General features: G+C 58.1%; 21 protein-coding genes. 13 read left to right on the top strand and 8 right to left on the bottom strand.

Going from position 1 to position 25,555, the window contains the following annotated elements; all coding sequences use genetic code 11:
* Positions 1 to 58: 58 nt before the first annotated feature.
* From ACODS3_RS03875 to ACODS3_RS03865, 3 genes are all read right to left on the bottom strand, one after another.
* The gene (locus ACODS3_RS03875; RefSeq protein ID WP_201017711.1) at positions 59 to 1,150 is read right to left on the bottom strand and encodes a sugar diacid recognition domain-containing protein; all 1,092 of its coding nucleotides are present in this window, start codon (positions 1,148 to 1,150) and stop codon (positions 59 to 61) included.
* A gap of 187 nt (positions 1,151 to 1,337) precedes the next feature.
* Positions 1,338 to 2,045 (bottom strand): FadR/GntR family transcriptional regulator, encoded by a 708-nt coding sequence (locus tag ACODS3_RS03870; protein ID WP_221607157.1) that lies wholly within the window; start codon positions 2,043 to 2,045, stop codon positions 1,338 to 1,340.
* Positions 2,046 to 2,082: 37 nt separating this feature from the next.
* Positions 2,083 to 2,391 (bottom strand): hypothetical protein, encoded by a 309-nt coding sequence (locus tag ACODS3_RS03865; protein ID WP_489033325.1) that lies wholly within the window; start codon positions 2,389 to 2,391, stop codon positions 2,083 to 2,085.
* A 158-nt stretch (positions 2,392 to 2,549) separates the two neighbouring features.
* Here ACODS3_RS03865 and ACODS3_RS03860 point away from each other — a divergent pair, with 158 nt between their 5' ends.
* The 4 genes from ACODS3_RS03860 to ACODS3_RS03845 all read left to right on the top strand — a co-directional run bounded on the left by ACODS3_RS03860 (position 2,550) and on the right by ACODS3_RS03845 (position 7,042).
* On the top strand, positions 2,550 to 3,875 hold the full coding sequence (locus ACODS3_RS03860; RefSeq protein ID WP_201003353.1) for an MFS transporter: 1,326 nt from the start codon (positions 2,550 to 2,552) through the stop codon (positions 3,873 to 3,875).
* A gap of 37 nt (positions 3,876 to 3,912) precedes the next feature.
* On the top strand, positions 3,913 to 5,265 hold the full coding sequence (gene gudD, locus ACODS3_RS03855; RefSeq protein WP_201017713.1) for a glucarate dehydratase: 1,353 nt from the start codon (positions 3,913 to 3,915) through the stop codon (positions 5,263 to 5,265).
* Between the two features lie 133 nt (positions 5,266 to 5,398).
* Complete coding sequence (locus ACODS3_RS03850; protein WP_201003097.1) at positions 5,399 to 6,052, top strand: DUF1345 domain-containing protein; 654 nt, start codon at positions 5,399 to 5,401, stop codon at positions 6,050 to 6,052.
* A gap of 33 nt (positions 6,053 to 6,085) precedes the next feature.
* Positions 6,086 to 7,042 carry a D-2-hydroxyacid dehydrogenase family protein gene (locus ACODS3_RS03845; RefSeq protein ID WP_489033322.1) on the top strand — a complete coding sequence of 319 codons (957 nt, stop codon included), beginning with the start codon at positions 6,086 to 6,088 and terminating at the stop codon, positions 7,040 to 7,042.
* Between the two features lie 45 nt (positions 7,043 to 7,087).
* Here the strand turns inward: ACODS3_RS03845 and ACODS3_RS03840 are convergent, their stop codons facing one another.
* The gene (locus ACODS3_RS03840) at positions 7,088 to 9,214 is read right to left on the bottom strand and encodes a TonB-dependent siderophore receptor (RefSeq protein ID WP_489033320.1); all 2,127 of its coding nucleotides are present in this window, start codon (positions 9,212 to 9,214) and stop codon (positions 7,088 to 7,090) included.
* Positions 9,215 to 9,409: 195 nt separating this feature from the next.
* Here ACODS3_RS03840 and pncA point away from each other — a divergent pair, with 195 nt between their 5' ends.
* The 8 genes from pncA (at position 9,410) to ACODS3_RS03800 (ending at position 20,001) form a co-directional block, all read left to right on the top strand.
* Positions 9,410 to 10,075, top strand: coding sequence for a bifunctional nicotinamidase/pyrazinamidase (gene pncA, locus ACODS3_RS03835; protein ID WP_201017716.1), 666 nt, complete (start codon positions 9,410 to 9,412; stop codon positions 10,073 to 10,075).
* Between the two features lie 87 nt (positions 10,076 to 10,162).
* Positions 10,163 to 11,077, top strand: coding sequence for a formate/nitrite transporter family protein (locus tag ACODS3_RS03830; RefSeq protein ID WP_201017717.1), 915 nt, complete (start codon positions 10,163 to 10,165; stop codon positions 11,075 to 11,077).
* 111 nt (positions 11,078 to 11,188) lie between these two features.
* The gene (locus tag ACODS3_RS03825) at positions 11,189 to 11,872 is read left to right on the top strand and encodes a response regulator transcription factor (RefSeq protein ID WP_201017718.1); all 684 of its coding nucleotides are present in this window, start codon (positions 11,189 to 11,191) and stop codon (positions 11,870 to 11,872) included.
* A complete protein-coding gene (locus tag ACODS3_RS03820; protein WP_201017719.1) occupies positions 11,850 to 13,247 on the top strand; it encodes a sensor histidine kinase in 1,398 nt (465 codons plus the stop codon). Before ACODS3_RS03825 ends, ACODS3_RS03820 begins: the two co-directional genes overlap by 23 nt.
* A 494-nt stretch (positions 13,248 to 13,741) precedes the next feature.
* A complete protein-coding gene (locus tag ACODS3_RS03815; RefSeq protein ID WP_201003112.1) occupies positions 13,742 to 14,611 on the top strand; it encodes an alpha/beta fold hydrolase in 870 nt (289 codons plus the stop codon).
* 64 nt (positions 14,612 to 14,675) lie between these two features.
* The gene (locus tag ACODS3_RS03810) at positions 14,676 to 15,875 is read left to right on the top strand and encodes an efflux RND transporter periplasmic adaptor subunit (RefSeq protein ID WP_201017720.1); all 1,200 of its coding nucleotides are present in this window, start codon (positions 14,676 to 14,678) and stop codon (positions 15,873 to 15,875) included.
* Positions 15,872 to 16,963 (top strand): efflux RND transporter periplasmic adaptor subunit, encoded by a 1,092-nt coding sequence (locus tag ACODS3_RS03805; protein ID WP_304573882.1) that lies wholly within the window; start codon positions 15,872 to 15,874, stop codon positions 16,961 to 16,963. Before ACODS3_RS03810 ends, ACODS3_RS03805 begins: the two co-directional genes overlap by 4 nt.
* Positions 16,960 to 20,001, top strand: a complete 3,042-nt coding sequence (locus ACODS3_RS03800) for an efflux RND transporter permease subunit (RefSeq protein WP_304573881.1) — start codon at positions 16,960 to 16,962, stop codon at positions 19,999 to 20,001. The genes ACODS3_RS03805 and ACODS3_RS03800 overlap by 4 nt, the downstream gene beginning before the upstream one ends.
* A gap of 16 nt (positions 20,002 to 20,017) precedes the next feature.
* On the opposite strand, the gene ACODS3_RS03795 is transcribed toward ACODS3_RS03800, so the two are convergent.
* Genes ACODS3_RS03795 through ACODS3_RS03785 form a run of 3 tightly spaced genes read right to left on the bottom strand, consistent with a single transcriptional unit; the run spans position 20,018 to position 22,984 of the window.
* The gene (locus ACODS3_RS03795; RefSeq protein WP_489033315.1) at positions 20,018 to 20,863 is read right to left on the bottom strand and encodes an amidohydrolase family protein; all 846 of its coding nucleotides are present in this window, start codon (positions 20,861 to 20,863) and stop codon (positions 20,018 to 20,020) included.
* 56 nt (positions 20,864 to 20,919) lie between these two features.
* Positions 20,920 to 22,245, bottom strand: a complete 1,326-nt coding sequence (locus ACODS3_RS03790) for an MFS transporter (protein WP_268939621.1) — start codon at positions 22,243 to 22,245, stop codon at positions 20,920 to 20,922.
* A 7-nt stretch (positions 22,246 to 22,252) separates the two neighbouring features.
* Positions 22,253 to 22,984, bottom strand: coding sequence for a GntR family transcriptional regulator (locus ACODS3_RS03785; RefSeq protein WP_201003123.1), 732 nt, complete (start codon positions 22,982 to 22,984; stop codon positions 22,253 to 22,255).
* A 487-nt stretch (positions 22,985 to 23,471) separates the two neighbouring features.
* Between ACODS3_RS03785 and ACODS3_RS03780 the strand changes: the two genes are divergently transcribed.
* Positions 23,472 to 24,620, top strand: coding sequence for an MFS transporter (locus ACODS3_RS03780; protein ID WP_489033541.1), 1,149 nt, complete (start codon positions 23,472 to 23,474; stop codon positions 24,618 to 24,620).
* A gap of 160 nt (positions 24,621 to 24,780) precedes the next feature.
* On the opposite strand, the gene ACODS3_RS03775 is transcribed toward ACODS3_RS03780, so the two are convergent.
* Entirely contained in the window at positions 24,781 to 25,497 is a 717-nt protein-coding gene (locus ACODS3_RS03775) for an alpha/beta hydrolase (RefSeq protein ID WP_201003125.1), read from the bottom strand.
* Positions 25,498 to 25,555 lie beyond the last annotated feature (58 nt).

Here is a 25,555-nt window from a genome sequence, read left to right as displayed (position 1 = left end):
CCTGCCCTTCGCACAATGATTCTCAAAGGTTATCGGTCATTTGAACAAAAATTCGCGCTCAACCAGACCTTGGCGTCATTTGTACACCCAGGTACAAACGCAACAAATCATCCGTCTTGTAAGGGTCGCACCCGGTAAGCTCGGCAATCTTCTCCAGCCTGTAGCGCAGGCTGTTGCGATGGATGCCCAAGGCTTCGGCGCACGCCTGACTCTCACCGCTGTACTCGAACCAGCTGCACAGGGTTTCCAGCAATTGACCATGATTGTGCAAACGGCCAATCGGCTCGGCGACTTCCCGGGCCAGCCAGTCGTGCCGATGACGCCAGAACAGCACCGGCAGGCGATAAGCCCCCAGACGTAACAGACGCTGATCGGGGCGCGACTGACTGGCGTAATCCAGCAGATCCTGCGCAGCGATGCAGGCATGGCGCAAGGCAGGCAGATCGGCCGATGGCTCTGCGGTGGCCATGCGTAGCACCGGCCAGCCATGTTCGTCGAACTGCTTGAGCAGCAAGGCATCGTCCCGATCCTTGCCCTGCGCCCGACACCAGTACAAGAGCGTCGGCTCGCGCATCACACACCAACTGTCGGCGTAGCGGCCATTGAGCCAGGCCACCAGTTGGCTCGCTGTGGAAGTCTGCTCGGCCAGACGGATCAACACCGCCTGACGCGGCAAGTGAGGTTGCAGACCCAGTTGTCGGGCTTCATCCACCAGGCTTTCCGGGCAATCCTGCAACAGTAACCGGGCCAGCAGGTCTTCACTGCGCTGCAAACGCCACTGGCGATCAGCCTGCTGACGACGGTGCTCCATCAGCATCTCGGCAGTCATGCGCACCAGTTCGCCGTAGACCCGAACCTCGTCCGGCTCCCCCGTAATGCCGAGCACGCCGACCAGTTTGTGGTCGAGCATCAGTGGCAGGTTCACACCAGGTTTGACGCCACCCAGATGCAGTGCCGCCTGGGAATCGATCTCCACCACCCGACTGTTGGCCAGTACCAGTTGCGCCCCTTCATGCCGGGTACACAAACGCTCGGGATCGCCACTGCCGATGATGATGCCCAGATAGTCCATGACATTGACGTTGTACGGAAGAATCGCCATGGCCCGGTCGACAATGTCCTGAGCCAGCACTCGATCAAGGGCGAACATGGAGGGAAACCTGCAGTGGGAAAGGCTTTGACTGGATAGACATGGGATACATTTTTGGATTTATTGAGGTCTGGAGTGTGCCTGCAAGTTTGGTGCTTGTCTGTAGCCCAAGGCGGACGGCGCAGGAGCGAGTTCATTCGCGAAATGCCCCGTCTTCGAGAATGAGCGGAGCGCCGCCCGATTGCTCCTACAGCGGGACCAGGCGTTCGCGACTGTTGCTCAGGTGAGTCCACATTGCAGCCCTTGCTGCATCGGGGTCTTTACGGCGAATGGCACTGAGCAGGGCTTCATGTTCGAGGTTGGCCAGATAGCCGTGAGGAGCCATGCTGGCACCGGCGCGTTCGCTTGAGGCGATGCGTGTGCGGGGAATGATCGCGCTGCCCAGGTGCTGCATGATTTCAATGAAATACGGGTTGCCTGTCGCTTCGGCGATCAGCATGTGGAAACGCTTGTCGGCTTCTACACAACTGTCTTCGTTGGCCAGCAGATCCTGATAGTCATCCAGCGCCTGACGCATCGCCGCCAGTTGCTCATCGGTACGACGTAGCGCAGCCAGTGCCACCGCCTGGGTTTCCAGACCGATGCGCAGCTCGATGATGTCCCGCACCCTGGAAACCGTTTCAACCTTGAGCCGCAGCCCGGTCTGGTCGCTGCGCTCCAGCACGAAAGTGCCGACGCCATGATGGGTCACGACCAGCCCGGACGCCTGCAACTTGGAAATCGCTTCACGCACCACGGTGCGACTGACGCCATGCTCACGAACGATCTCGTTCTCGGACGGCAGTTTCTGGCCGGGAGCAATCTTGCCCAGCAGAATCCGCTGGCTGAGTTCCGTGACCAGATCGGTGGCCAGGCTGTGCTGGCGACGCTTCGAGGAGGCGATGGGTTCTTGCATGACGGTCATGTCCTGAAACACCGGGTTTCTGACCTTCTCACTTGTCTGAAACAACAAATGCAAGGTCGGCGATAGGCCGGATCATACCACCGGATAGCACCTGAAGTGCCCATTCGCCAAGGGATCGGCACTTGTCTAACTTGTCAGACAAGTAATCATATCCTTGAGAATACCGTCTTTCGCGCCACCTGATTTTTTTGTGCGACCTACTCACCGAAACCGCTTCATCAACACCTGCCACGACACAATCAAAAACTCCGTAAAAAGCCATAAAACCCAACAAATAAAGGGTATAAATCGACAAAACCCCTGAAAAATTCAACTCTTTACCCAGAACATCACTCACTCCATAAACGAAAAAAATGACTCAGACCAAGCGACGAGGGGGCTTGCGCAACACACTTTTACTTGTATGATGACCGACAATGCAAGGGACACATCTTGCAAAGACCCGCATAAAAACAACGAGTGGGAGATTCAACCTTGAGCACATCCAATCCCGGGATAGCTGACCACAAGGATCCGGTCCTGAGTTCGGCCATATCCAAAGTCAAGCGCCACGTCCTGCCGCTTTTCGTCATCATGTTTATCGTCAACTACATCGACCGAGTGAACATCGGCTTCGTGCGTTCGCACATGGAGCATGATCTGGGCATTGGTGCTGCGGCCTATGGCCTGGGTGCCGGCCTGTTCTTCATCGGTTATGCGTTGTTCGAGGTACCGTCCAACCTGCTGCTGCAAAAAGTCGGCGCCCGAATCTGGCTGACACGCATCATGTTCACCTGGGGCATCGTCGCCTCCTGCATGGCTTTCATTCAGAACGAAACCCACTTCTATATCCTGCGTTTCCTGCTGGGCGTGGCCGAAGCCGGCTTCTTCCCGGGCGTGATCTACTACTTCACGCGCTGGTTGCCGGGAGCCGAACGCGGCAAGGCCATTGCCATCTTCCTCAGCGGCTCGGCCATTGCTTCGCTGATTGCCGGTCCGCTCTCAGGCCTGCTGTTGCAGATCAGTGGCCTGGGCATGAAAGGCTGGCAGTGGATGTACTTCATCGAAGGCATGTTCTCGGTAGGGCTGTGCTTCTTTGTCTGGTTCTGGCTGGACTCCAAGCCTCACGACGCCAAGTGGCTGACCCGTGAAGAACAGGACGCCCTGGTCAAGGCCATCGACGACGAGCAACTGGCTCGCGAGGCGGCAACCCCCATCAAGCCGTCGCTGGGCAAGCTGCTCAAGGACAGCCAGATCATTCTGTTCTGCCTGATCTACTTCTTCATTCAGCTGACGATCTATGCAGCAACGTTCTGGCTGCCCAGCATCATCAAGAAAATGGGCGATCTGAGCGATATCCAGGTCGGCTTCTTCAACTCGATCCCATGGTTGCTGTCGATCATCGGCATGTACGCCTTCGCTTCGCTATCGGCCAAATGGAAAAACCAGCAGGCCTGGGTTGCCGCCGCCCTGCTGATCGCAGCCGCCGGGATGTTCCTGTCCACCACCGGCAGCCCGATCTTTGCCTTTGTCGCCATCTGCTTCGCTGCACTGGGCTTCAAGTCGGCATCGTCACTGTTCTGGCCAATCCCGCAAGCCTATCTGGATGCTCGGATCGCCGCGGCAGTCATCGCCCTGATCAACTCGGTGGGCAACCTGGGCGGCTTCGTGGCACCCACCACCTTCGGCATCCTTGAGCAGAACACAGGCTCGATTCAAGGCGGACTCTATGGCCTGACGGCAACTTCGATCATTGCCGCGATCATCGTCTTTGCCGCCCGCAACAAGCCCAAGCCTGGCGCCACACCGGTTGCCGCCGTCCAGACATCGACCAGCCATTGATCACTCGCCCGGACGAGCATTTTTACAGGATCAGACCATGAACACTCAGAACGTACATACCGCCAGCAAAACCCCGGTCATCACCAGCCTGCAGGTCGTGCCGGTGGCCGGTCACGACGACATGCTGCTCAACCTCAGCGGCGCGCATGGCCCGTACTTCACCCGCAATATCGTGATTCTCAAGGACAACGCCGGTAATACAGGCGTTGGCGAAGTACCCGGCGGCGAGCGCATTCGCCAGACACTGGAGGACGCCCGCTCTCTGGTGGTCGGCAGCAGCATCGGCACTTATCAGAAGATTCTCAACAATGTGCGCCAGGCATTTGCCGAACGCGATTCGGGAGGCCGCGGCCAGCAGACCTTCGACCTGCGCATTACCATTCACGCCGTCACGGCACTGGAGGCCGCGCTGCTGGACTTGCTCGGCCAGCATCTGGAAGTACCGGTTGCCGCCCTGCTGGGCGAAGGTCAGCAACGCGATGCCGTGGAAATGCTCGGTTACCTGTTTTATGTCGGCGACCAGCACCAGACCAACCTGCCCTACCGCAGTGAAGCGGATGCCGATAACGACTGGTTCCGGGTCCGTCACGAGAAAGCACTGACTCCCGAAGCCGTGGTGCGCCTGGCCGAAGCCGCCCACAGCCGTTATGGCTTCCAGGACTTCAAGCTCAAAGGCGGCGTATTGCGCGGTGACGAGGAAATCGAAGCCGTGACCGCGCTGGCCGAGCGCTTCCCCGATGCCCGCATCACCCTGGACCCGAACGGGGCCTGGTCATTGAAAGAAGCGATTCGTCTGTGCCGCGACCAGCATCATGTGCTGGCCTATGCCGAAGACCCGTGCGGTGCTGAAAACGGCTTCTCCGGTCGTGAAGTCATGGCCGAGTTCCGCCGCGCCACGGGCCTGAAGACCGCCACCAACATGATCGCCACCGACTGGCGTGAAATGGGCCATGCGATCCAGTTGCAGTCCGTCGACATTCCGCTGGCCGACCCGCACTTCTGGACCATGCAAGGTTCGGTGCGCGTGGCCCAGATGTGCAACGAGTGGGGCCTGACCTGGGGCTCGCACTCCAACAACCACTTTGATATTTCACTGGCGATGTTCACCCATGTGGCTGCCGCTGCACCGGGCGATATCACCGCCATCGACACCCACTGGATCTGGCAGGACGGCCAGCGCTTGACCAAAGAGCCATTGCAGATCATCGGTGGCCATGTGCAGGTTCCGAAAAAACCGGGGCTGGGTATCGAGCTGGATGTGGACCAGCTCAACAAGGCTCACGAACTCTACAAAGGCATGGGCCTGGGCGCACGCAACGACGCAGTTGCCATGCAGTTCCTGATTCCGAACTGGGAGTTCAACAACAAGCAGCCTTGCCTGGTGCGCTGACCCCGTTATACCTGATCAACAGTCTTGCCCTCTCTACTCATGGCAACCGGCGCGTAACCCCCTTACGCGCCGTTTTTTTGCCCGGATCATGACGTGCTATGGTGTGTGCAACATTTTGTCGCGACTGACCGTCATGTTGCATATCGCTCGTACTCACCCACGCCTGAGCCTGGCTACGCTACTGGGCCTGACTGGCGGCATCGCTTCAGTCTTCCTCTATCCTCACGCCACCTTTACCAGCAATTGCCTGACCGGCTGGAACCTCGGCGTGTGGCTTTACCTGATCCTGATCTTCACTCACACCCTGCGCAGCAACGCCGAAGACGTCCAAAGAATCGCCATGATCGAGGACGAGAATGCCGGCGTGATCCTGATGACCGTGAGCATTGCAGCCCTGGCCAGTCTGGCGGCCATTTTCCTCGAACTGGCTGGCAGCAAGGACATGACCAGCAACCAGCGCCTGCTGCATTACGCCTTTACCGGCATGACCATCGTGGGTTCCTGGCTGATGATCGGGGTGGTCTTCAGCCTGCATTACGCCCGCCTGTTCTATACATGGAAAGGCAAGGAGCCAGCCCTGCGCTTTGCCGATGGCGAAACCAGGCCCGATTACTGGGACTTCCTGTATTTTTCCTTCACCCTGAGCGTCGCCGTGCAAACCTCGGATGTAGGCGTAGCCAGCCGGAACATGCGCAGGATCGTCCTGGCCCAGAGCCTGATCGGCTTTGTGTTCAATACCGCGATCCTTGGGTTTTCCATCAACATCGCTGCCAGCCTGTTTGGCTGACAAACTGAAAAACCAGGCCACTGGAGCCCCCGAATGACAAAAACAACCATTGCAGTGCTCGATGACTGGCAAGACGTTGCTCGCGACGTTGTGGACTGGTCAGTGCTGGCGCCCATCGGCGAAGTGAGTTTTCTTCATGACTTCCCGGCCGACACCGCAACCATGGTGCAGCGCCTGCAGGGTTTCGAGATCATTTGCGTAATGCGCGAACGCACCTTGTTCGATGAAGCCCTGCTCAGCCAGTTGCCACGCCTCAAGCTGCTGGTGACCGGCGGCATGCGCAACGCCGCCATTGATATCAAGGCTGCGAAACGGCTGGGGATCGAAGTCTGCGGCACCGAAAGCTACAAGCATGCCGCACCGGAGCTGACCTGGGCGCTGATCATGGGCATCACCCGCAATCTGGTCGCGGAAGCCAATTCATTGCGCGAAGGCAAATGGCAAGTCGGCCTGGGCAGCGATCTGCATGGCAAGACATTGGGCATTCTGGGGCTGGGCAGCATCGGCAAATGGATTGCCCGTTATGGGCAGGCGTTCGGCATGAACGTCATAGCCTGGAGCCAGAACCTGACAGCCGAGGCAGCCGCCGAGTCGGGTGTCACTTATGTGAGCAAGCAGGAATTGTTCGAGCAGGCCGACGTGCTGTCGGTGCATCTGGTGCTCAGCGACCGCAGTCGCGGGCTGGTGGATGCACAAGCCTTGGCCTGTATGAAGCCGAGTGCCTATATCGTCAACTCGTCGCGTGGCCCCATCATCGATGAAGCGGCGCTGATTGCGACCCTGCAACAACGCAGGATTGCCGGTGCGGCGCTGGACGTCTTCGATATCGAACCATTGCCAGCCGAGCATCCGTTCCGCACGCTGGACAACGTATTGGCGACCCCGCATATCGGTTATGTCACCGAAAACAACTACCGGACCTTCTTCAGTCAGATGATTGAAGATATCCAGGCCTGGCATGCGGGCTCGCCAATTCGAGTGTTTGCCTGACGTAAAGGGAAGCCTTCGCGAGCAGGCTCGCGAAGACTTCATGCCTTACAAGCTGTAGGAAATACCGGCCTGCACAGTGCGCGGTGCGCCTGGGTAAGCAAAGGCATTGCCCCACGCCCCTTCTTCAAACTCCTTGTTGAAGAGGTTTTTCACATCAAGATTCAGCTTCACACGATCGTTGACCTTGTAGTAGCTGAGCAGGTCGAAAACCGTGTAGCTGTCCATATCAAACGACTCGTTGACCGTCCGCCCTTCACGCTGGGCCACATAACGGCCACCGGCCCCGACACCCAGACCTTTGAAGAAGCCGTCCTGGAACTCATAGACGTTCAACAGGCTGAAGCTCTGCTCCGGGATATTCGCCTGGCGAGTGCCTTTTCTGAGCGAGTTGTCCTTGGTGACTTCGGCATCCACGTAGGCATAGTTACCCATCAGACGCCACTCGGGAGTCAGGTTGCCGACCACGTTCAGGTCAAAACCTCGGCTACGCACCTCACCCGCTGCAACACTGAAGTTCGGATCAACCGGATCGCTGGTCAGGACGTTTTTCTTGTCAATCTGATAGACAGCGGCATCGACGTTCAACTGACGATCAAGCGCCTGCCACTTCACACCAACTTCATAGGACTTGCCTTCTTCAGCCTTGAAACCACCGCCCAGGCGACTCGCACCGGTGTTTGGCTTGAAGGAGCGCGCCGTGTTGGCATAGACCGCGACCGTGTCGGTCAGGTCGTAGACCAGACCCAGACGAGGAGTGACCGCGTTGTCGGCCTTGGTGAAGTCTTCGGCATCGGAGACATAAGAATCATAGTCGTGCTCGAAACGCTCGAAGCGGGCACCGGCCAGCAATTTCAAACGCTCGGTCAGCGCAACCTGATCCTGCAGGAACGCGGCGTAGGTCTTGAGGTTTTCCTTGTCATGGGTCGTGGTGCGAGTCAGCGCCGGACGCGCCTGACCGTAGACCGGATCATAGATATCGATGGTGTAGACGTTCGCACCTGCCGCGGAGCGCTGGATGATTGACTTGTAGTCATAATCCTCGTATTCCACGCCAGCCAGCAGTGTGTGGTCGAAGCCACCGGCAGTGAAGTTGCCCGTCACGTTGAACTGCAGGTCGCGGTCGGTCCACTCCAGCTTGCGATAGTTGTAGTTACGCCCCAGGGTACGACCATCGGCCCCCATGCCATTGGCCTCGACTGCATCGCCCTGCATGGTGCCATCAAGCAGCTGGAAACCACCGCCCAGCTTCCAGTTGTCGTTGAGGTCATGCTCGAAACGCACCTGCGCCATGCTGGTGTCGGTGTGCAGCTTGCCCGCGTCCTTTTCGCCGAAGAACGAGTCACGCGAAGCCGTGCGCGTCTGGTTGGTATAGCGTGTCAGGCCACGGTCGAGGGGCGCATTGTTGCGCATGAAATCACCCTCGAAGATGATGCGGGTCGCATCGTTGACCTGCCAGCTCAAGACCGGCGCAATACCGTAACGCTCGGTTTCAACGTGATCGCGAAAGGTATCGCCACCCTCGCCCACCACGTTCAGACGATAGGCAAAACGACCTTCGTCATCCAGCGGGCCGGTAGCATCGAGAGTGCCGCGCTTCATGCCCTGATCGTTGATCTGGGTGCCCAGGGTAACGGCTCTTTCCGCCAGCGGCTGCTTGGACACCACGTTGAAAGTACCGCCGGGATCGCCACGGCCATACAGTGTGGTCGCCGGGCCGCGCAGAACTTCAAGACGCTCGATGGTGTTGGCATCGGGCATGCTCGGATAGCCGCGGTTGATCGGGAAGCCATTGCGGTAGAACTCGCCAGTGGTAAAACCACGTACGGTGAAGGTCGTCAGTCCCTGCGCGCCGAAGTTGTTGGCACGGCCCACGCCACCGGCGTAGTCGAGCGCATCCTGCAGGCGTATCGCGCCGATGTCTTCCACCGCTTCGCGGGTGACAACGCTGACCGACTGCGGCGTTTCGTGCAAAGAGGTGTCAGTACGAGTGGCACTGGCAGAACGGGTCGCACGATAGCCCTGGACCGGGCCTGTCGCTTGCTCGGTGTCGGCAGCGCCCTGGATGTCGATATTCTGCAACTCGATCGACGCTTTATCGGCAGTAACCGGATCAGCCCAGGCAGCCTGGCTGATGGCTTGAATGACGCAGAGAGAAACTAAAGTACGACGCATGAACGTGTATATCCCCGATGAAAACCAGGCCTTCATAGGACCCGGCAGGTTTTTTTGCGCGAATAGTACAGATTCTCATTAGTACTTGATACAAATTGCTAATAAATAAAAATGGACAGCAGCGCACCTTTCGCAAAGGCAGCGGGAAAGAGGCAAACTGTCGGCCTGCACACGTCCGATCAGGAGCCACCCCAAATGCCACTTTCCCAACTGCCCGCTGCTCCCAACTGCGCCCTGCTGGTCATCGACATGCAATATGACTTCATGCCCGGCGGCCGACTGGCAGTACCCGACGGCGAGGCAGTTCTGCCCTTGATCAACCGACTGGGCGAACGCTTCACACGGGTGATCCTCACGCAGGACTGGCACCCGGCCGGTCATATTTCCTTTGCCTCCAGCCATCCGGGCTGCACGCCTTTCGAGAGCATCACCCTGCCCTACGGCCCTCAGACGTTATGGCCGGATCATTGCGTGCAAGGCAGCCAGGGATCGCAATTGCATGCCGACCTGAACCTGCCGCATGCGCAGTTGATCGTGCGCAAGGGCTTCAATGCGCACATCGACAGTTACTCCGCATTCATGGAAGCGGATCGCAGCACCACGACCGGGCTGGCCGGTTACCTGAAGGAGCGCGGCATCGACACGCTGTTCGTGGTCGGCCTGGCGCTGGATTTCTGCGTTTCGTGGTCGGCGCAGGACGCCCGCAAGGCAGGCTTCACCACCTATGTGATCGAGGACGCCTGCCGCGCCATCGATATGAACGGGTCGCTGGAAAATGCCTGGCAGGCGATGCTGGCGAGCGGGGTAAATCGGGTGCAGAGCAATGTGTTTCTGGAGCGTGCAAGCGGCCTTCGCGAATGAATTCGCCCCTACCTGGAAACAGGCGAACGAACGACCGCTGGTCCGTGTCTGAACCAACAGCCCCTCATGCGCAGGAAGTTGAGTTCCATGGACCAGTCCCCAGACGGCAAGACCCCAGGCTTGTCAGCCGAAGAACAACGCGAAATCGATGAAAACCAGCCGCCTCGTGCGGCGGTCCTGCATGAAACCATTCGCATCCAGGGCGACCATGAACTTGAGCGCAGTGCTGCGGCCCTGTGGTGGTCGGCGTTTGCGGCAGGCCTGACCATGGGGCTGTCGCTGATGGCCATGGGGCTTTTCAAGTCGCGGCTGGCGGATGTGGAAGCCAGCCATGTCATCGCCAGCCTCGGTTATTCGGCAGGCTTTCTGGCGGTGATCCTCGCTCGCCAGCAACTGTTCACGGAAAACACCCTTACCGCCGTACTGCCGGTCATGAGCAAGCTGACCCTTGGCAATGTCGCCAGACTGCTGCGGCTATGGACCATCGTCCTGGCGGGTAATCTGGCCGGTACGTTGCTGGTGGCCTACGTGATGCTGCACTTGCCGATTTTCGATGGCAAAACCGATCAGGCGTTTCTGGAGATCGGCCGCAAGATCATGGAAAACGACGTCAATCAGATGTTCTCCAAAGGCATCGTCTCCGGCTGGATGATTGCGACCATGGTCTGGATGATCGCCTCCATGGAGAACGCTAAGATAGCCATCATTGTGATGATCACTTACCTGATGGCCCTGGGTGATTTCACCCATATCGTCGTCGGCTCCGCAGAAGTCTCCTATCTGGTATTTGCAGGCGAAATTGCCTGGAAAGATTTCTGGCTGGTCTTCGCCGGCCCTACCCTGGCCGGCAATATCATCGGCGGCAGTTTCATTTTCGGACTGCTCAGCCATGCGCAGATCCGCAGTGAAAAGGACACGACGGCCAAATGGGAACGTGATCGCAAGAAACGCCAGGCCGAAGCCCTGGCCCGCAAAGAACAAAAGCGTACTGAAAGTACGTAGCCCGGCAACAGCAGATAACGACAATTGAAAGCTTCTTAAACTTTTATTCAGCAAACATCCGGGCATTAATAGGCAAACTACGGTTTTCCCGTATTTATTCAGGCAAAGATCATGACCAGAATCCTGGCAATCGAAGACGATGCTGTCACCGCAAGGGAAATCGTTGCGGAACTCAGCAGCCATGGCCTTGAAGTGGACTGGGTGGATAACGGTCGTGACGGATTCGCGCGGGCCGCGAGCGGCGACTATGACCTCATCACGCTGGATCGCATGCTGCCGGAAATGGACGGTCTGAGTATCGTCACCAACCTGCGCGCCCAGGGGATTGCCACCCCGATCCTGATGATCAGCGCGCTGTCGGATGTGGACGAGCGCGTCCGCGGCCTGCGGGCCGGGGGCGATGACTACCTGCCAAAACCTTTCGCCTCCGATGAAATGGCAGCGCGGGTCGAAGTATTACTGCGCCGCAGCAATCCTGTGGCGGCGGCCAAGACCGTGTTGCAGGTCGCAGACCTTGAATTGAACCTGATCAGCCGTGAAGCCTGCCGGGGCGGCAAGCCGCTCACCCTGCTGCCTACCGAATACAAACTGCTGGAATTTCTCATGCGCAACAGCGGGCAGATCATCACCCGCATGATGATTTTCCAGGAAGTCTGGGGTTATCACTTCGATCCGGGCACCAACCTGATCGATGTGCATATCGGCCGCCTGCGCAAGAAGATCGACCCGCCCGGCAACATACCGCTGATCCAGACTGTTCGGGGCTCCGGCTATGTCATTGCCGAACCCGTCTAAGGGCTGGCGTTCTTCAAGCAGCCGCCTGCTGGCGCTGTACAGTTTTCTGTTCGTGACCTGGAGCGGCATTCTGCTGGGCGTGCTGTATTGGGAGGTCACGTCCTATCTGGGCAACCTCGCCCGCCATTCGCTGATGCAGCGCCAGCAGTTGTTTGCCCGCTTTGAAGGCCATGAACTGGTGGATGCGCTGGCCACCAGCATGACCTTCGACATGCGCTCCGTGGATGCCTACGGCCTGTTCGATGCAAATCTGCAACCGCTGGCCGGGCCGATCCGGCAAATCCCCCCGAGCCTGCCGCTCGATGGCAGCATCCATCAACTGAGCAATTGCGTCGAATCCAATGACCCGGAACTGCCTAGCGACAGTTGCGATGCCATCGCGACGGAAACTCCCGATGGCCGCTGGCTGGTACTGGTACGTGACAACGGTTCCTTGTTCGCCGTCTCGACCCTGATCCTCAAGGCCCTGCTGTGGGGCATTTCCCTGACCATCATCCCCGGCGTGGCCGGCTGGCATTTACTGCGCCGCCGCCCTTTGCGCCGCATCCGCGCCATACAGGCCAGCGCGGAGTCGATCATTGCCGGCGACATGTCGGGACGCCTGCCGGTGTCCAACAAACGTGACGAACTGGACATGCTGGCAGTAATCGTCAACGCCATGCTCGACCGCATCGAAAAACTGATGAACGAGGTCAAGGGCGTCTGCGACAACATCGCCCATGACTTGCGCACCCCGCTGACCCGCATGCGCGCCCAGCTTTACCGCATCCAGCAGCAATCGGCGGACGATTCACCGCAAGCGGCTCAGATGGCGCAGGTAATTGCCGAAGCCGATACGCTGATGGCGCGTTTTCGCGGACTTTTACGTATTTCGGAAATAGAGGATCACCAAAGACGTTCGGCATTCGTTGAGCTGGATCTGCGTCCGCTCTTGCAGGAACTTCACGACTTTTACCTGCCACTTGCCGAAGAAGACGAGGTGTTACTGATTCTGCAACTCAATGAGCCATTACCGACGCTGGTCGGTGATCGGGCCTTGCTGTTTGAAGCTCTGGCCAACTTGCTGAGCAATGCAATCAAGTTCACACCGCCCGGCGGCACTGTCCTGATCAGCGCCTACAGCAAAGGCGTCGGCAACAGCCCTTGTATCGAGGTTCAGGACTCCGGCCCGGGTATCCCGCCCTCTGAACGTGAAGCGGTCTTCCAGCGCTTCTATCGTTGCGAAGACAACAACCAGCAAGGCGGCTTCGGCCTTGGCCTGTCGGTGGTTGCCGCCATCGTCAACCTGCACGGCTTCAACTTGCAGATCGGCACAAGCCAGTACGGAGGAGCCAGCATCGTACTGGAGTGCCAACACGTTAATACCCTGGTATAAAGCAGGGCCTTCCCTCTATAAAAGCCGTACCGTGCCTGCATTTTGACGAAGATAAAGGCTCTAACCCGCGGCTAAAGACACTTCGCTGTAAATCTGGCGCACGCTGGCAAGCGCTAATTTGTAACAAATAATTTCAAAAAGTGACTTTGTTGGACCGATTCAGCAAGCACAAGTTCCACCCCATAGATGAGTTTTTCACGCTCGATAAGCTGCTTTTCACCGAATAATATCCCTTTGACATCACTCCCCGTGCTTCGTCCCTGAAAAGGGGGACCACAGCGCATTGACATTTTTATGGCGTCATCCACTTGTCGTTCTGGTGTGCTGTGCGTTATCAATAGCCACCGTGATTCACGTTCTTACCACACCGCACTACATAACAATAAAAACTCAATGGATTTCGCCACTAACCAGGCGAGGCTTTGGCATGGCCGCTAGAGCAGAGAAAACCGTATCAATTAGTAGGATCGACTTAGCCTGGGAGGCTTCTATTTATGGGCGCGCAATCAAAGATCGTAAGCGTTGGAGAGTTCAAGCTCTACACCGAAACCTATTGGAAAAGCAGTGCTGCAAAGACCATTCTGCTGATTAATGGTGCACTGTCCACCACCGGTTCTTTTGGCCAGACGGTCAAGTATCTACAACCGCACTACAACCTCGTTTTATTCGACCTGCCGTTTGCAGGGCAGTCCCGTGAGCACAACCGCGACGACCTGATCGTGACCAAGGAAGATGAGGTCAAGATCCTTCTTCAGCTCATCGATCGTTTCCAGGTCAATTACCTGCTTTCGGTTTCCTGGGGCGGTGTATCGGCGCTGCTGGCACTGGCCGAATCGCCACCGACTGTAGAAAAGGCGCTCATTTCCTCCTTCTCCCCGGTGCTGAACGAGCCAATGCTCGACTACATCGACAAGGCACAGATCTATCTGGCTGCCCGCGAAAAACGGAAAATCGGCTCCCTGCTCAACGATACCGTTGGCAAGTACCTGCCGCGCCTTTTCAAGCTTTATAACTACAAGCACCTGATCAGCCTTGCCGAGCACGAATACAAGCAGATCGACTTCCATATCAGCCAGATCCGCAAACTGAGCGCCAGCAACTATGTCGAGCGCTTTTCCTCGATCAAGATCCCGGTGCTGTTCATCAACGGCGACAAAGATGAATACACCACGGTCGAAGATGCCCGTAGTTTTTCAAACTACATCGCCCAGAGCAGCTTCAAGGTAGTCCCCGATACCGGGCACTTCCTGGACCTGGAGAGCAAGGCAGCCTGGCTGGCATCGCAAAAGAACGTGCTGGAGTTTTTCGGCACCGAGGAAACCAGCAGCCAGCACGTATGGCCTGACGCAACCGCTATTGCCTGAAACACCCGTGAAACGGTGATTCACCGGTGTTGGCTTATTCCACAAGGCAGTGGCTGTGTTGTTGATGACTATTAACCCTGAAACTCTTTTACGTTCGTTTTGCCGTGTTACCGGAAAAATCCGACCTTCGCACCACAGACCGTTTCTGAGCCGGCCCTGGCTGACCCTGGGGCTTCACTGTGTTCTGGCGCTCTCGATCAGTGCTTGTTCTGCCGGGAAACCTGCGGAAAAAGCACGGGTCCGGGTGGCGGTCCAGCAAGTGGCATCCAGTGATGTCGTGACCAGTGTCGTGCTCACAGGCGACATCCAGGCACGCAAAGTGACCGATCAGTCCTTTCGCGTGTCGGGCAAGCTTGTACAGCGGTTTGTGGATGTGGGGGATCGGGTGCGGGCCAATCAGGTATTAGCCAGACTGGACCCGCGTGAACAAAAGACCGACCTTGAGTCGGCAAATGCCGAAGTGGCAGCCCGGGAATCACGGTTGCGCCTTGCACAAAACAACTATCAGCGTCAGCAGACATTACTGCCCAAAGGTTATACCAATCTCAGTGAATACCAGCAGGCACTCTCCGCTCTGGAGAGTGCCCGCGGGGACCTGGCTTCGTTGAAAGCCCGTCAGGCCAATGCCCGTGATCAGGTAGGTTATACCGAACTGGTTGCGGTGGCCGATGGGGTCATCACCGCTCGCCATGCAGAAGAAGGCCAGGTGGTACAGGCCGCTACGCCCATTTTCAGCCTTGCCCATGATGGCGAACGTGAAGCGGTATTTGCCGCTTATGAGTCTTTACTGAGTTCCGACCAGCCTGGCGGTGCCGTGCTGGTCAGGACTCTAGGCCTGCCCGATATCGAAGTGCCTGGCAAGATCCGTGAAATCACCCCCATCGTATCCGCGTCCAGCGGTACGTTGAGGGTGCGGGTTTCCCTGCCGGACACCTCTCCAACGCTGGCGCTGGGAACCGTCGTCAGTGCCCGACTTCTTACCCATTCGCAACGGGCCTTCGCCCTTCCATGGTCCGCCTTGAGTCGTATCCACGGGCAGCCTGCCGTCTGGCTGCTGGACGACAAGTCACAGGTCAGGCTGGCCAGGGTGCAGGTGATGCGTTACGAACAAGGGCAGGTTGTCATCGCCTCCGGTTTATCGGATGGCGACAGGGTGGTTTCCAGAGGCGCTCAGTTCCTCTATCCCGGGCAAAAAGTCGATGTCGTTGAACACACAACCGACAGCGCATCGACCGCCGCCGTGTCATCGGAAAACACGCTATGAGTCTGACCGTAAAGACCTGCATACAGCTGTGGCTGTTTTGCGTGCTGATCATGTTTCTGGCGGGTTGTCGTGACAAGCCGGTTCGCGAGTTCATCGAGCGGCCTGTGCTGTTCACCGAGATCGTCGATCAGCGTAACGACTTGCATGGACGTTTCGCAGGCAGCATCCAGCCGCAATACGAAGTGGCTCTGGGGTTTCGTGTCGCCGGGCGCATCGCCAGCAGACACGCCGAAACCGGCCAGTTGGTGCGCAAGGGTGACCTGCTGGCCACGCTTGAGCCCAGCGATCAGCAGAACCGTTTACGTGCGCAACAGGCAGAGCTGAGCAAGGCCCAGGCCTCGTGGCAACAGATCCGCGATGAACAGTTGCGCTACCAGCAACTGTTCGAGCGGGGCGTGGGCTCGCAAGCGCGTCTGGACCGGCTGAGCAGCGATTTGCGCAGCCAGGAAGCCATCCTGCATCAGGCACGGATTGCCTCAGAGCAGGCCAGCGACCAACTTTCCTACACGCGCCTGCTGGCCGAGTTCGACGGCGTCGTCACCGGCTGGCATGCCGAAGTCGGCCAGGTGATGGTCACCGGTCATTCCGTCGTCAGCCTGGCGCGTCCGGAAAGCCGCGAAGCCGTGGTGGACCTGCCAGTGGATCTGGCAACGAATCTGGATCAGGACATGCAGATCAAGGTGGTTTCCCAGCTGAACGAACAGGTGTTCGTCAGCGCTCAGGTTCGCCAGTTATCCCCGCAGATCGATACCGCCACCCGCACCCAGCGTGTGCGCCTGACCTTGCAGCAGATTCCGGACAGTTTCCGTCTGGGCTCGACAGTCAGCGTAGAAATCAGCAGCAACGTGCCCGCCTTCCGCGAACTGCCCGATACCGCACTGCAAGAACACAACGGTCAGGCGCAGGTATGGGTCATTGACCCGCAGACTGCAACCCTGAACCCGCGCACCGTGCAGGTACTGACACGTCATGGCTCTTCTGTGCGTGTCAGCGGCGAATTGCATGACGGCGACAAAGTGGTGATCGCTGGTGTGAACAGCCTGAGGCCTGGGCAGAAAATCCGTGTCGAACGAGAGGTCAGTTTGTGAGAGAGCGCTTCAATCTGTCTGCCTGGGGCCTCAAGCATCGCACACTGGTCTGGTACATGATGTTCGTTTCCCTCTTGATGGGAAGCATGTCGTTCTTCAATCTGGGCCGTGAGGAAGATCCGTCTTTCGCCATCAAGACCATGGTAATCCAGGCCCGCTGGCCAGGCGCGACCCTGCCCGACACTTTGCAGCAGGTGACCGACCGCCTGGAAAAGAAACTCGAAGAAATCGATGCACTGGACTACGTGCGCAGCTACACGCTGGCAGGCGAATCGACGATCTTCGTATTCCTCAAGAGTGAAACCCGCAGCGCCGACATTCCTGCCGCCTGGTATCAGGTGCGCAAGAAAATCATGGACGTGCGCGGCGAGCTGCCCAGCGGTATCCAAGGGCCGGCCTTCAACGACGAATTCGGCGACGTGTTCGGCAGCATTTATGCCTTTACTGCCGATGGCCTGTCGTTCCGTCAGTTGCGCGACTATGTCGAGCAGGTTCGAGCGGATATCCGCAGCGTGCCGAACCTGGGCAAGATCGAACTGCTCGGCGCCCAGCGCGAAGTCATCTATCTGAACTTCTCGATACGCAAGCTGGCCGCGCTGGGCATCGACCAGCGTCAGGTACTACAGAGCCTGCAAGCGCAGAACTCGGTCACACCTGCCGGCGTCATGGAAGCCGGCCCCGAACGTATCGCCGTGCGTACCAGCGGCCAGTTCACCAACGAGCAGGACCTGCTGGCGGTGAACCTGCGCTTTGGCGACCGCTTCTTTCGCCTGAGCGATCTGGCGACGGTGGAGCGTCGCTATGCAGACCCGCCCTCCTCGCTTTTCCGCTTCAACGGCCAGCCTGCCATCGGGCTGGCAGTGGCGATGAAGCAAGGCGGCAATATTCAGGAGTTCGGCAACCGCCTGCAGCAGCGTATCGATGAACTGACCGGCGAACTGCCGCTGGGTATCGATGTGCATCTGGTGTCCAGCCAGGCCGATGTGGTCGACAAGGCCATCGGCGGTTTCACCCGCGCATTGTTCGAGGCGATCCTGATCGTGCTGGTGGTGAGTTTCATCAGCCTGGGTATCCGCGCCGGGCTGGTGGTGGCCTGTTCGATTCCGCTGGTACTGGCGCTGGTGTTTGTCTTCATGGAATACAGCGGCATCACCATGCAGCGTATTTCCCTCGGCGCCTTGATCATTGCCCTGGGGCTGCTGGTGGATGACGCGATGATCACCGTGGAGATGATGGTCACCCGGCTTGAAGGCGGAGACTCCTTGCAGCAGGCTGCAACCTTTGCCTACACCTCGACCGCCTTTCCGATGTTGACCGGCACATTGGTGACCGTCGCCGGTTTCGTACCCATTGGCCTGAACTCCAGTTCGGCGGGTGAATACGTCTTCACCATGTTTGCCGTGATTGCCGTTGCCCTGCTGCTGTCATGGCTGGTAGCGGTGTTGTTCGCGCCGCTGATCGGCATCTATATCCTGAAGAAACCCGAAGGCCATCAGGCACATGACAGTGCCTGGATGCGAGCCTTCCAGCGTGTGCTGCTGCAGGCTCTCAAGCATCGTTGGTGGGTGATCGGCATCACGGCCGTGGCCTTTGTCGGGGCGCTGTTTGCGGGCAAGCTGCTGCAAAACCAGTTTTTCCCCGACTCCGATCGCCCGGAAATTCTGGTGGATATCTACATGCCGCAGAACGGCTCGATCGAAGGCACACGCCAGACCATGGACCGCTTCGAGGCCACGCTCAAGGACGATCCGGACATCCTGCGCTGGAGCTCTTATGTGGGTAAAGGTGCCGTGCGTTTCTATCTGCCGCTGGACCAGCAGTTGAACAACCCTTTCTATGGGCAACTGGTGATTGTCAGCCGTGGCGGCGAAGGCCGTGACCGCCTGATCGAACGTCTGCGCCAACGCTTTCGCGATGATTTTGTCGGCGTGGGCGGCTACGTCCAGCTCCTGAACATGGGGCCGCCCGTGGGCTGGCCGGTGCAATACCGGGTCAGCGGCCCGGACATCGAGCAGGTTCGCAGCAACGCCATGGCCCTGGCTGCCATTCTGGATGCCAACCCCAATATCGGGCAGGTCATCTATGACTGGAACGAACCGGGCAAGGTACTCAAGATCCATATCGCCCAGGACAAGGTGCGTCAGTTCGGCCTGTCATCCGAAGACGTCGCGCAGATCCTCAATAGCCTGGTCACGGGCACCAGCATCACTCAGGTGCGGGATGACACTTACCTGATCGACCTGATCGGCCGTGCCGAAGATCAGGAGCGCAGTTCGCTGCAAACCCTGAGCAGCCTGCAGATCCCGACACCCAACGGCGCCACAGTGCCACTGATGGCATTTGCCACCCTGAGTTACGAACAGGAGCAGCCACTGGTCTGGCGTCGTGACCGCCTGCCGACCATCACGCTGAAGGCCAACGTCATCGGGCATCTGCAACCGGCGGCGCTGGTCAAGCAGTTGCAGCCGCAGGTCAAGGCATTCACCGATGCGCTGCCGGTACGCTACTCCGTAGCCACCGGTGGCGCGGTAGAAGCCAGCGCCCGTTCACAAGGGCCGATCCTCAAAGTGGTGCCGCTGATGCTGTTACTGGTCGCAACCTTTCTGATGATCCAGCTGCATAGCGTGAAAAAACTGCTGCTGGTGGTCAGTGTCGTGCCGCTGGGCCTGATCGGCGTGGTCGCCGCGCTACTGTTGACGGGGTATCCGCTGGGCTTTGTGGCCATTCTCGGGATATTGGCGCTGATCGGCATCATCATCCGCAACTCGGTGATTCTGGTGACGCAAATCGATGAGTTCATGGCAGCGGGTGAAGATGCCTGGAATGCGGTGGTCAAGGCCACCGAGCACCGCTGCCGACCGATTCTGTTGACTGCCGCTGCGGCCAGCCTGGGGATGATCCCCATTGCCCGTGAGGTTTTCTGGGGACCGATGGCCTACGCCATGATCGGCGGTATTGCGATAGCCACCGTGTTGACGCTGTTCTTCCTGCCCGCCTTGTACATGGTCTGCTACCGGATCCAGGCACCCAAAAGCTGATAGGAAAACTCTCGGCTCAGAGCTCGACCGTGGAGAAATCGAACAACGCCTGCGCGGCCTCGACCAGCATGCTCTGCTTGATCGGGGCCGGGCAGTCGAGGCTGCGGAACTGCTCGACCACTGTTGCGTAACTGACGTGATGCTCATGCTGGGTATGCGGCCAGTCGCTGCCCCACACCAGACGACGCGCACCGAAAGCCTGAATCAGCAAAGGCAACGCGGCATTGGCGAAGTCCATGTTCTGCTCATCATTGCCGCCCAGACGATAGATGGCAGAAACCTTCATCCAGATCTGCCCGCTCAGGCCCAGCTCCAGCAAGGCCTGAAAGGCCGGATCATCGACACCCAGACGCGCATCGGGCCGGCCGAAATGATCGACCACGATCTTGCAGCCAAACGGCAGCAGATCGCGGATCAGCCCCGGAAGATCGGCTACATGGCGATGCAACTCAATATGCCATCCCAGTGCCCAGACATTCTTGAACAGATCTCGCCAGCCAGGCTCGCTGAAATCCGGCAGAGGCTTGCCCATCAGGTTCAGACGAATACCGACAACACCCTGATCGCTCATGCGCTGTAACGCTGAACGGCTGATTGTGTTGTCCACCACCGCAACACCGCGCAGTTGTCCCGGCGCATGGGCAATGGCATCAAGCAGGTATTGATTGTCAGTGCCCAGAAAGCTGGGCTGCACCAGCACACCATGGCTCAGGCCATGCTCACGCAAGTGCGCCAGATAAGACTGCAGAGTGGCTTCGTAATCGGGGGTATAACGTCGACCCGAAGTCAGGCTCAAGCCGCTACCGAAGACATGGGCATGGCCGTCGATACCGAGAATCGGCGAAGTACAGGGGTCAGTCATGGAACTCATCTACGAAGTGAGCGCGGTGCCGTGACACCGCGCAGATAATGGCCAGATCAAGCCTGCTGTGGCGCGCCCTTGTCGGTGGCATCCGCCGTCACAGGCGCGCCCTCCAGAGTGCGTCCACGGGTTTCCGGCAAGCACAGCGCGGCAAGCATTGCCACGCCGTAGGCAATCCCGGCATCGATACCGATAGCGGTGCCCAGCGACATGGACTCACTCATGTGCCCGACCAGGAACGGGAAGACTGCCGACAGCACGCGGCCGAAGTTGTAGCAGAAACCGACCCCTGCCCCGCGCACATCCGCCGGGTACAGTTCATTGAAGAACGAGCCGAGACTGGCCGGAATGCCTGCCGCGAAGAAACCCAGCGGGAAGCCCAGGAACAGCATTTGCGTATTGGTCAGCGGCAACATCAGGTAGCACTGCACAGTAATCACGCAGCACAGAGCGAACAGCACGATATTCTTGCGGCGGCCGATACGGTCGATCAGCATGCCGCTGGTGATGCAGCCACACCAGAAAGCGAAAATGATCACTGCCAGATAGCCACCGGAACTCAGCACCGAGAGATTGCGCTCAGTCTTGAGGAAAGTCGGCAGCCAGGTCATCACCGCATGGTAGCCACCATGGGCACCCAGCCCCAGCAGACCGCCCAGCAGAGTCACACGCAACAATTCGGGACGGAAGATCCCGGCCATGGATTTGAAAAAGTTGCCCGATGGGGTCTTTTCCTTTTGCATGCGCTGGTAGCTGTCCGGCTCTTCAACGTTGCGGCGCACCCAGATGATCAACAAGGCAGGCAGCAGACCGATGCCGAACATCACCCGCCAGGCAATATCCTGCGGCACGAACGAATAGATCAGGGTAAACAGCAGCACCGCCATGCCCCAACCCACGGCCCAGGCACTTTGTACGGTGCCCATCACCTTGCCGCGGTACTTGGACTGAATGGTCTCGGCCATCAACACTGCGCCCGCCGCCCACTCACCACCGATGCCGAAGCCTTGCATGGCCTTGACGATCAGCAACTGGTTGAAGCCGGTCACGAACGCCGACAGGAAGGTAAAAAACGAGAACCACAGAATCATCAACTGCAAGGTACGAACCCGACCATAACGGTCAGACAAAGTACCGCCTACCCAGCCGCCCAGTGCCGAAGTCACCAGGGTGACGGCACTGATCATGCCCGCATCGCCCTTGCTCAAGGCAAAAGCGGCGATCAGCGCCGGAATCGCCAGACCGAACATCTGAACTTCCAATGCATCCAGCGACCATCCGCCGAAGCAGGCCCAAAACGTCTTGCGTTCCCGTGGTGTGACTTCGCGATACCAACTGAACATGCGCAATATCCTTATGAAGCGTGCAGTGAATGACGAGATTGAAGACTCAGCGAATTTCTACGCTGTAACGGAAATGGCTGGCATGCCCACGCGAGCGGCGCCACTCCAGCGGCTCACCGGCGTAATTGCGTGCCAGGCGCTCGATCACCACGACCGGGCTGCCGGTCTGAACCTGAAGCATGCGGGCATACACATCGCTGACCGATTCGGCCGTCAGGGTTTCCTCGGCATACGCCACAACCTGACCGCACAGCTCTTCATAGATCGGATAGAGCAAAGGCCCCTGAGCATTCAGATCGACCTCCAGCAATGCCTGAAACTGAACCCGAGGCAGCCAGATTTCTTCGGTGAGGACCGGCTGAGCATCCAGCAGCCTCAGACGAATCATGCGAATCACCGGCGCATCCGGGATCAACCCCAGCGCATGACTGACCGCCGAAGGCGCAGTAACCGGCTCGACAGACAGAATCCGGCTTTGCGGAACCTGACGCACACCGGACTCGGTCTGGAAACGGAAGAAGCGAAACAGCGAAGACTGAAACTGAGCACGTCGAATGAAGGTGCCACGACCTTGCTGACGCTCAAGGATGTTGTCATTGACCAGCATGTCGATGGCTTTGCGCACCGTACCGGTCGACAGACAATACTCGGCGGAAAGAGCCGCCTCGGTAGGAATCGCCTCACCTGGACGCCAGCGGTTATTGGCGATCTGCTCAGCCAGACAATCGCGCAGACGTTGGTAAAGCGGCAGACGTTCATCACTTGAAAGCTTATTCATTCCCTGATTCATCCAGTCATATATATGAATATGCACAGTATTCATCTGTTACAAATGAACGTCAAGGATTTGATGGTCAGATTGCCAGCATAGGGTGAAGGCAGCTATTGATTAGAAAAGAAGTCAGGTGCGCGAGATGACGCTTTATGGCAATGAGGCTATCGGGCTAGACGCCCTTGACTGTCTTGAGTAAGGCGCAATCCGTTGACCTGTGTGTGATTGCCGAACGCTCCTAGCTTGCTAGTATTTATTTAGCTCAACGAATACTCGCTCCCGGTTGAAATCAGCAAGCCCCTCACATCTATCGTTTTCAGAAATATCTTGTATCAATCAGCCGCACCTACTTAATCTCCGCCAAAGCCGTTAGCCTGCTCAGCATCCAGTCCCGACCGCTCTGGCAGGCTTGCTTTACGCGGCTTTCCGGTCTTTTGCACAAGCGAGAATATTCATGAGTACTTCGATCCACGCCCGGCACGGCGCTGTCACCATGACCAGGGGTCTGGTGATGCTGTTTGCGTTCTGCTGCGGCGCTATCGTTGCCAACATCTATTACGCCCAGCCGATCATTGAGCTGATTGCGCCGGACATTGGTCTGTCGAGCACTATGGCCAGCCTGATCGTTTCGTTGACTCAAGTGGGTTATGCGCTGGGGCTGTTCTTTCTGGTGCCGTTGGGGGATCTGCTGGAGAACCGGCGTTTGATGCTCTTGACCACCGGGGTTGCGATTCTCAGCCTGTTGGGCGCGGCGTTTGCCGAGCAGCCCAATCTGTTTCTGGTGGTGTCTCTGCTGGTGGGGTTCAGTTCGGTTTCGGTGCAGATGCTGATTCCGCTGGCTGCGCATCTGGCGCCAGAGGAAACGCGCGGGCGGGTCGTCGGTTCGATCATGGGCGGGCTGCTATTGGGAATTCTGCTGGCCCGGCCGGTATCGAGTGTGGTGGCCGATCATTTTGGCTGGCGTGCGGTGTTTGGTTCGGCGGCGGTGTTGATGGCAGGCATCAGTTTGGTACTGGCCACCACCATGCCGAGGCGTGTGCCGGATCATCGGGCGTCGTATGGCCAGCTGTTGTTTTCCCTTTGGGTTCTGCTGCGCCAGCAGCCGGTACTGAGGCAACGGGCGTTTTATCAGGCCTGCATGTTTGCCACTTTCAGCCTGTTCTGGACGGCCGTACCGCTGGATTTGGCGCGTAACCATGGTTTATCCCAAAGCCAGATTGCCTTGTTCGCGCTGATCGGTGCCATTGGTGCGATTGCTGCGCCCATCAGCGGACGCCTTGCGGATGCGGGCCACAGCCGCATCGCCACGCTGGGTGCCTTGTTGTTTGGGGCCTTGAGTTTCCTGCCGGGTCTGATCCCTGCGCCCTACAACCTGATCGGCCTTGCCGTGACTGGTGTCGTGCTGGATTTCTGCGTGCAGATGAATATGGTGGTGGGACAACGCGCTGTCTATGCACTGGATGCCGCAAGCCGCAGCCGGCTCAATGCGTTGTACATGGCCAGTATCTTTATCGGCGGAGCGATTGGATCGTCGGTTGCCAGCGTGCTGTTCGATCATGGAGGCTGGGTGTGGATCAGTGTCGTGGGCACTGCTCTGCCCTTGATTGCACTGCTGGTTTTTTTGAAGGATTCGCAGCGGTAGGTTTTTTCGAGAAGGCATTCGCTTCTACAAAAAACGCAACATCATGAATTAAATGGAATTTCCGTAGGAGCGAATTCATTCGCGAGGCGCCAGAAAATCTATCGCCTTCAATGACGTCTCGCGAATGAATTCACTCCTACCTGTTTGCCAAGCGACAGCGCTAGAACGAATGCTCTAGCCACCGCTTCAAATCTGCGACTTCTTCCTGATTGATGGTATGCCCCATCCCTTTATAGGCATGAAACTCCGGTTTGATGCCTAACCCCTTCAAGGTTTCTTCGGTGCGGGTTGCTCCGCTGAAAGGCAATACCGGGTCTTCGGTGCCATGGGCGGCAAACACGTTGAATGTCTTGAAACGCTCTTCGGGCTTGAGACTGGATTTCAACACTGACAATACCGGGCCGCTCAATGCCGCAATGCCGCCGACCATATCCGGGTCGCGTAGCGCCACTTCATAGCTCATGACTGAGCCCTGACTGAAGCCCACCAGCACCACCTTGCCAGGCTGGGTCCGGTATTTCTGTGTGGCCTGCTTGATGAATGCCTTGAGCAAGTCACCGCTGTTTTTCAGGTCTTCAGTTTCGCCATCGTAGTTGCCTGCCTCGATCCGGCGATTGAACCATTTGTAGCCACCGGGCCTTACCTCGATGGGTGCCCGCACGGACAGATAGTTGTAGTCCGGGGACAAAAGATCCCTGAGGCCGAACAGGTCCGCTTCATTACTGCCTGAGCCGTGAATGAAGATCACCAGTGGTTTGTTCGGCACATCGGTACTGGCCTGAGCCAGGTATTTGAGGGGCAGATCGGTGTGCAACGTATTTTCTGCCTGAACCAGACCCGAGAACGCAAACAGCAAGACAGCAAAAAACTTAAGCATGTATTCATGACCTCTATGGGGCACTGCCTGAAAGCGGGCAGTGCCGTGAGTGGGCGTC

The sequence above is a fragment of the Pseudomonas sp. FG43 genome, from assembly GCF_057809175.1.
This window is presented reverse-complemented; position numbering and strand designations above follow the sequence as displayed.

Coding starts and splice junctions, on each gene's coding strand:
- gudD (WP_201017713.1), top strand. CDS start 3,913: ATGAACACTCAGAACGTACATACCGCCAGCAAAACCCCGGTCATCACC.
- ACODS3_RS03795 (WP_489033315.1), bottom strand. CDS start 20,863: ATGACTGACCCCTGTACTTCGCCGATTCTCGGTATCGACGGCCATGCC.
- ACODS3_RS03780 (WP_489033541.1), top strand. CDS start 23,472: ATGACCAGGGGTCTGGTGATGCTGTTTGCGTTCTGCTGCGGCGCTATC.
- ACODS3_RS03870 (WP_221607157.1), bottom strand. CDS start 2,045: ATGCAAGAACCCATCGCCTCCTCGAAGCGTCGCCAGCACAGCCTGGCC.
- ACODS3_RS03815 (WP_201003112.1), top strand. CDS start 13,742: ATGGGCGCGCAATCAAAGATCGTAAGCGTTGGAGAGTTCAAGCTCTAC.
- ACODS3_RS03830 (WP_201017717.1), top strand. CDS start 10,163: ATGGACCAGTCCCCAGACGGCAAGACCCCAGGCTTGTCAGCCGAAGAA.
- ACODS3_RS03840 (WP_489033320.1), bottom strand. CDS start 9,214: ATGCGTCGTACTTTAGTTTCTCTCTGCGTCATTCAAGCCATCAGCCAG.
- ACODS3_RS03785 (WP_201003123.1), bottom strand. CDS start 22,984: ATGAATAAGCTTTCAAGTGATGAACGTCTGCCGCTTTACCAACGTCTG.
- ACODS3_RS03845 (WP_489033322.1), top strand. CDS start 6,086: ATGACAAAAACAACCATTGCAGTGCTCGATGACTGGCAAGACGTTGCT.
- ACODS3_RS03820 (WP_201017719.1), top strand. CDS start 11,850: ATGTCATTGCCGAACCCGTCTAAGGGCTGGCGTTCTTCAAGCAGCCGC.
- ACODS3_RS03825 (WP_201017718.1), top strand. CDS start 11,189: ATGACCAGAATCCTGGCAATCGAAGACGATGCTGTCACCGCAAGGGAA.
- pncA (WP_201017716.1), top strand. CDS start 9,410: ATGCCACTTTCCCAACTGCCCGCTGCTCCCAACTGCGCCCTGCTGGTC.
- ACODS3_RS03805 (WP_304573882.1), top strand. CDS start 15,872: ATGAGTCTGACCGTAAAGACCTGCATACAGCTGTGGCTGTTTTGCGTG.
- ACODS3_RS03875 (WP_201017711.1), bottom strand. CDS start 1,150: ATGTTCGCCCTTGATCGAGTGCTGGCTCAGGACATTGTCGACCGGGCC.
- ACODS3_RS03775 (WP_201003125.1), bottom strand. CDS start 25,497: ATGCTTAAGTTTTTTGCTGTCTTGCTGTTTGCGTTCTCGGGTCTGGTT.
- ACODS3_RS03850 (WP_201003097.1), top strand. CDS start 5,399: ATGTTGCATATCGCTCGTACTCACCCACGCCTGAGCCTGGCTACGCTA.
- ACODS3_RS03810 (WP_201017720.1), top strand. CDS start 14,676: ATGACTATTAACCCTGAAACTCTTTTACGTTCGTTTTGCCGTGTTACC.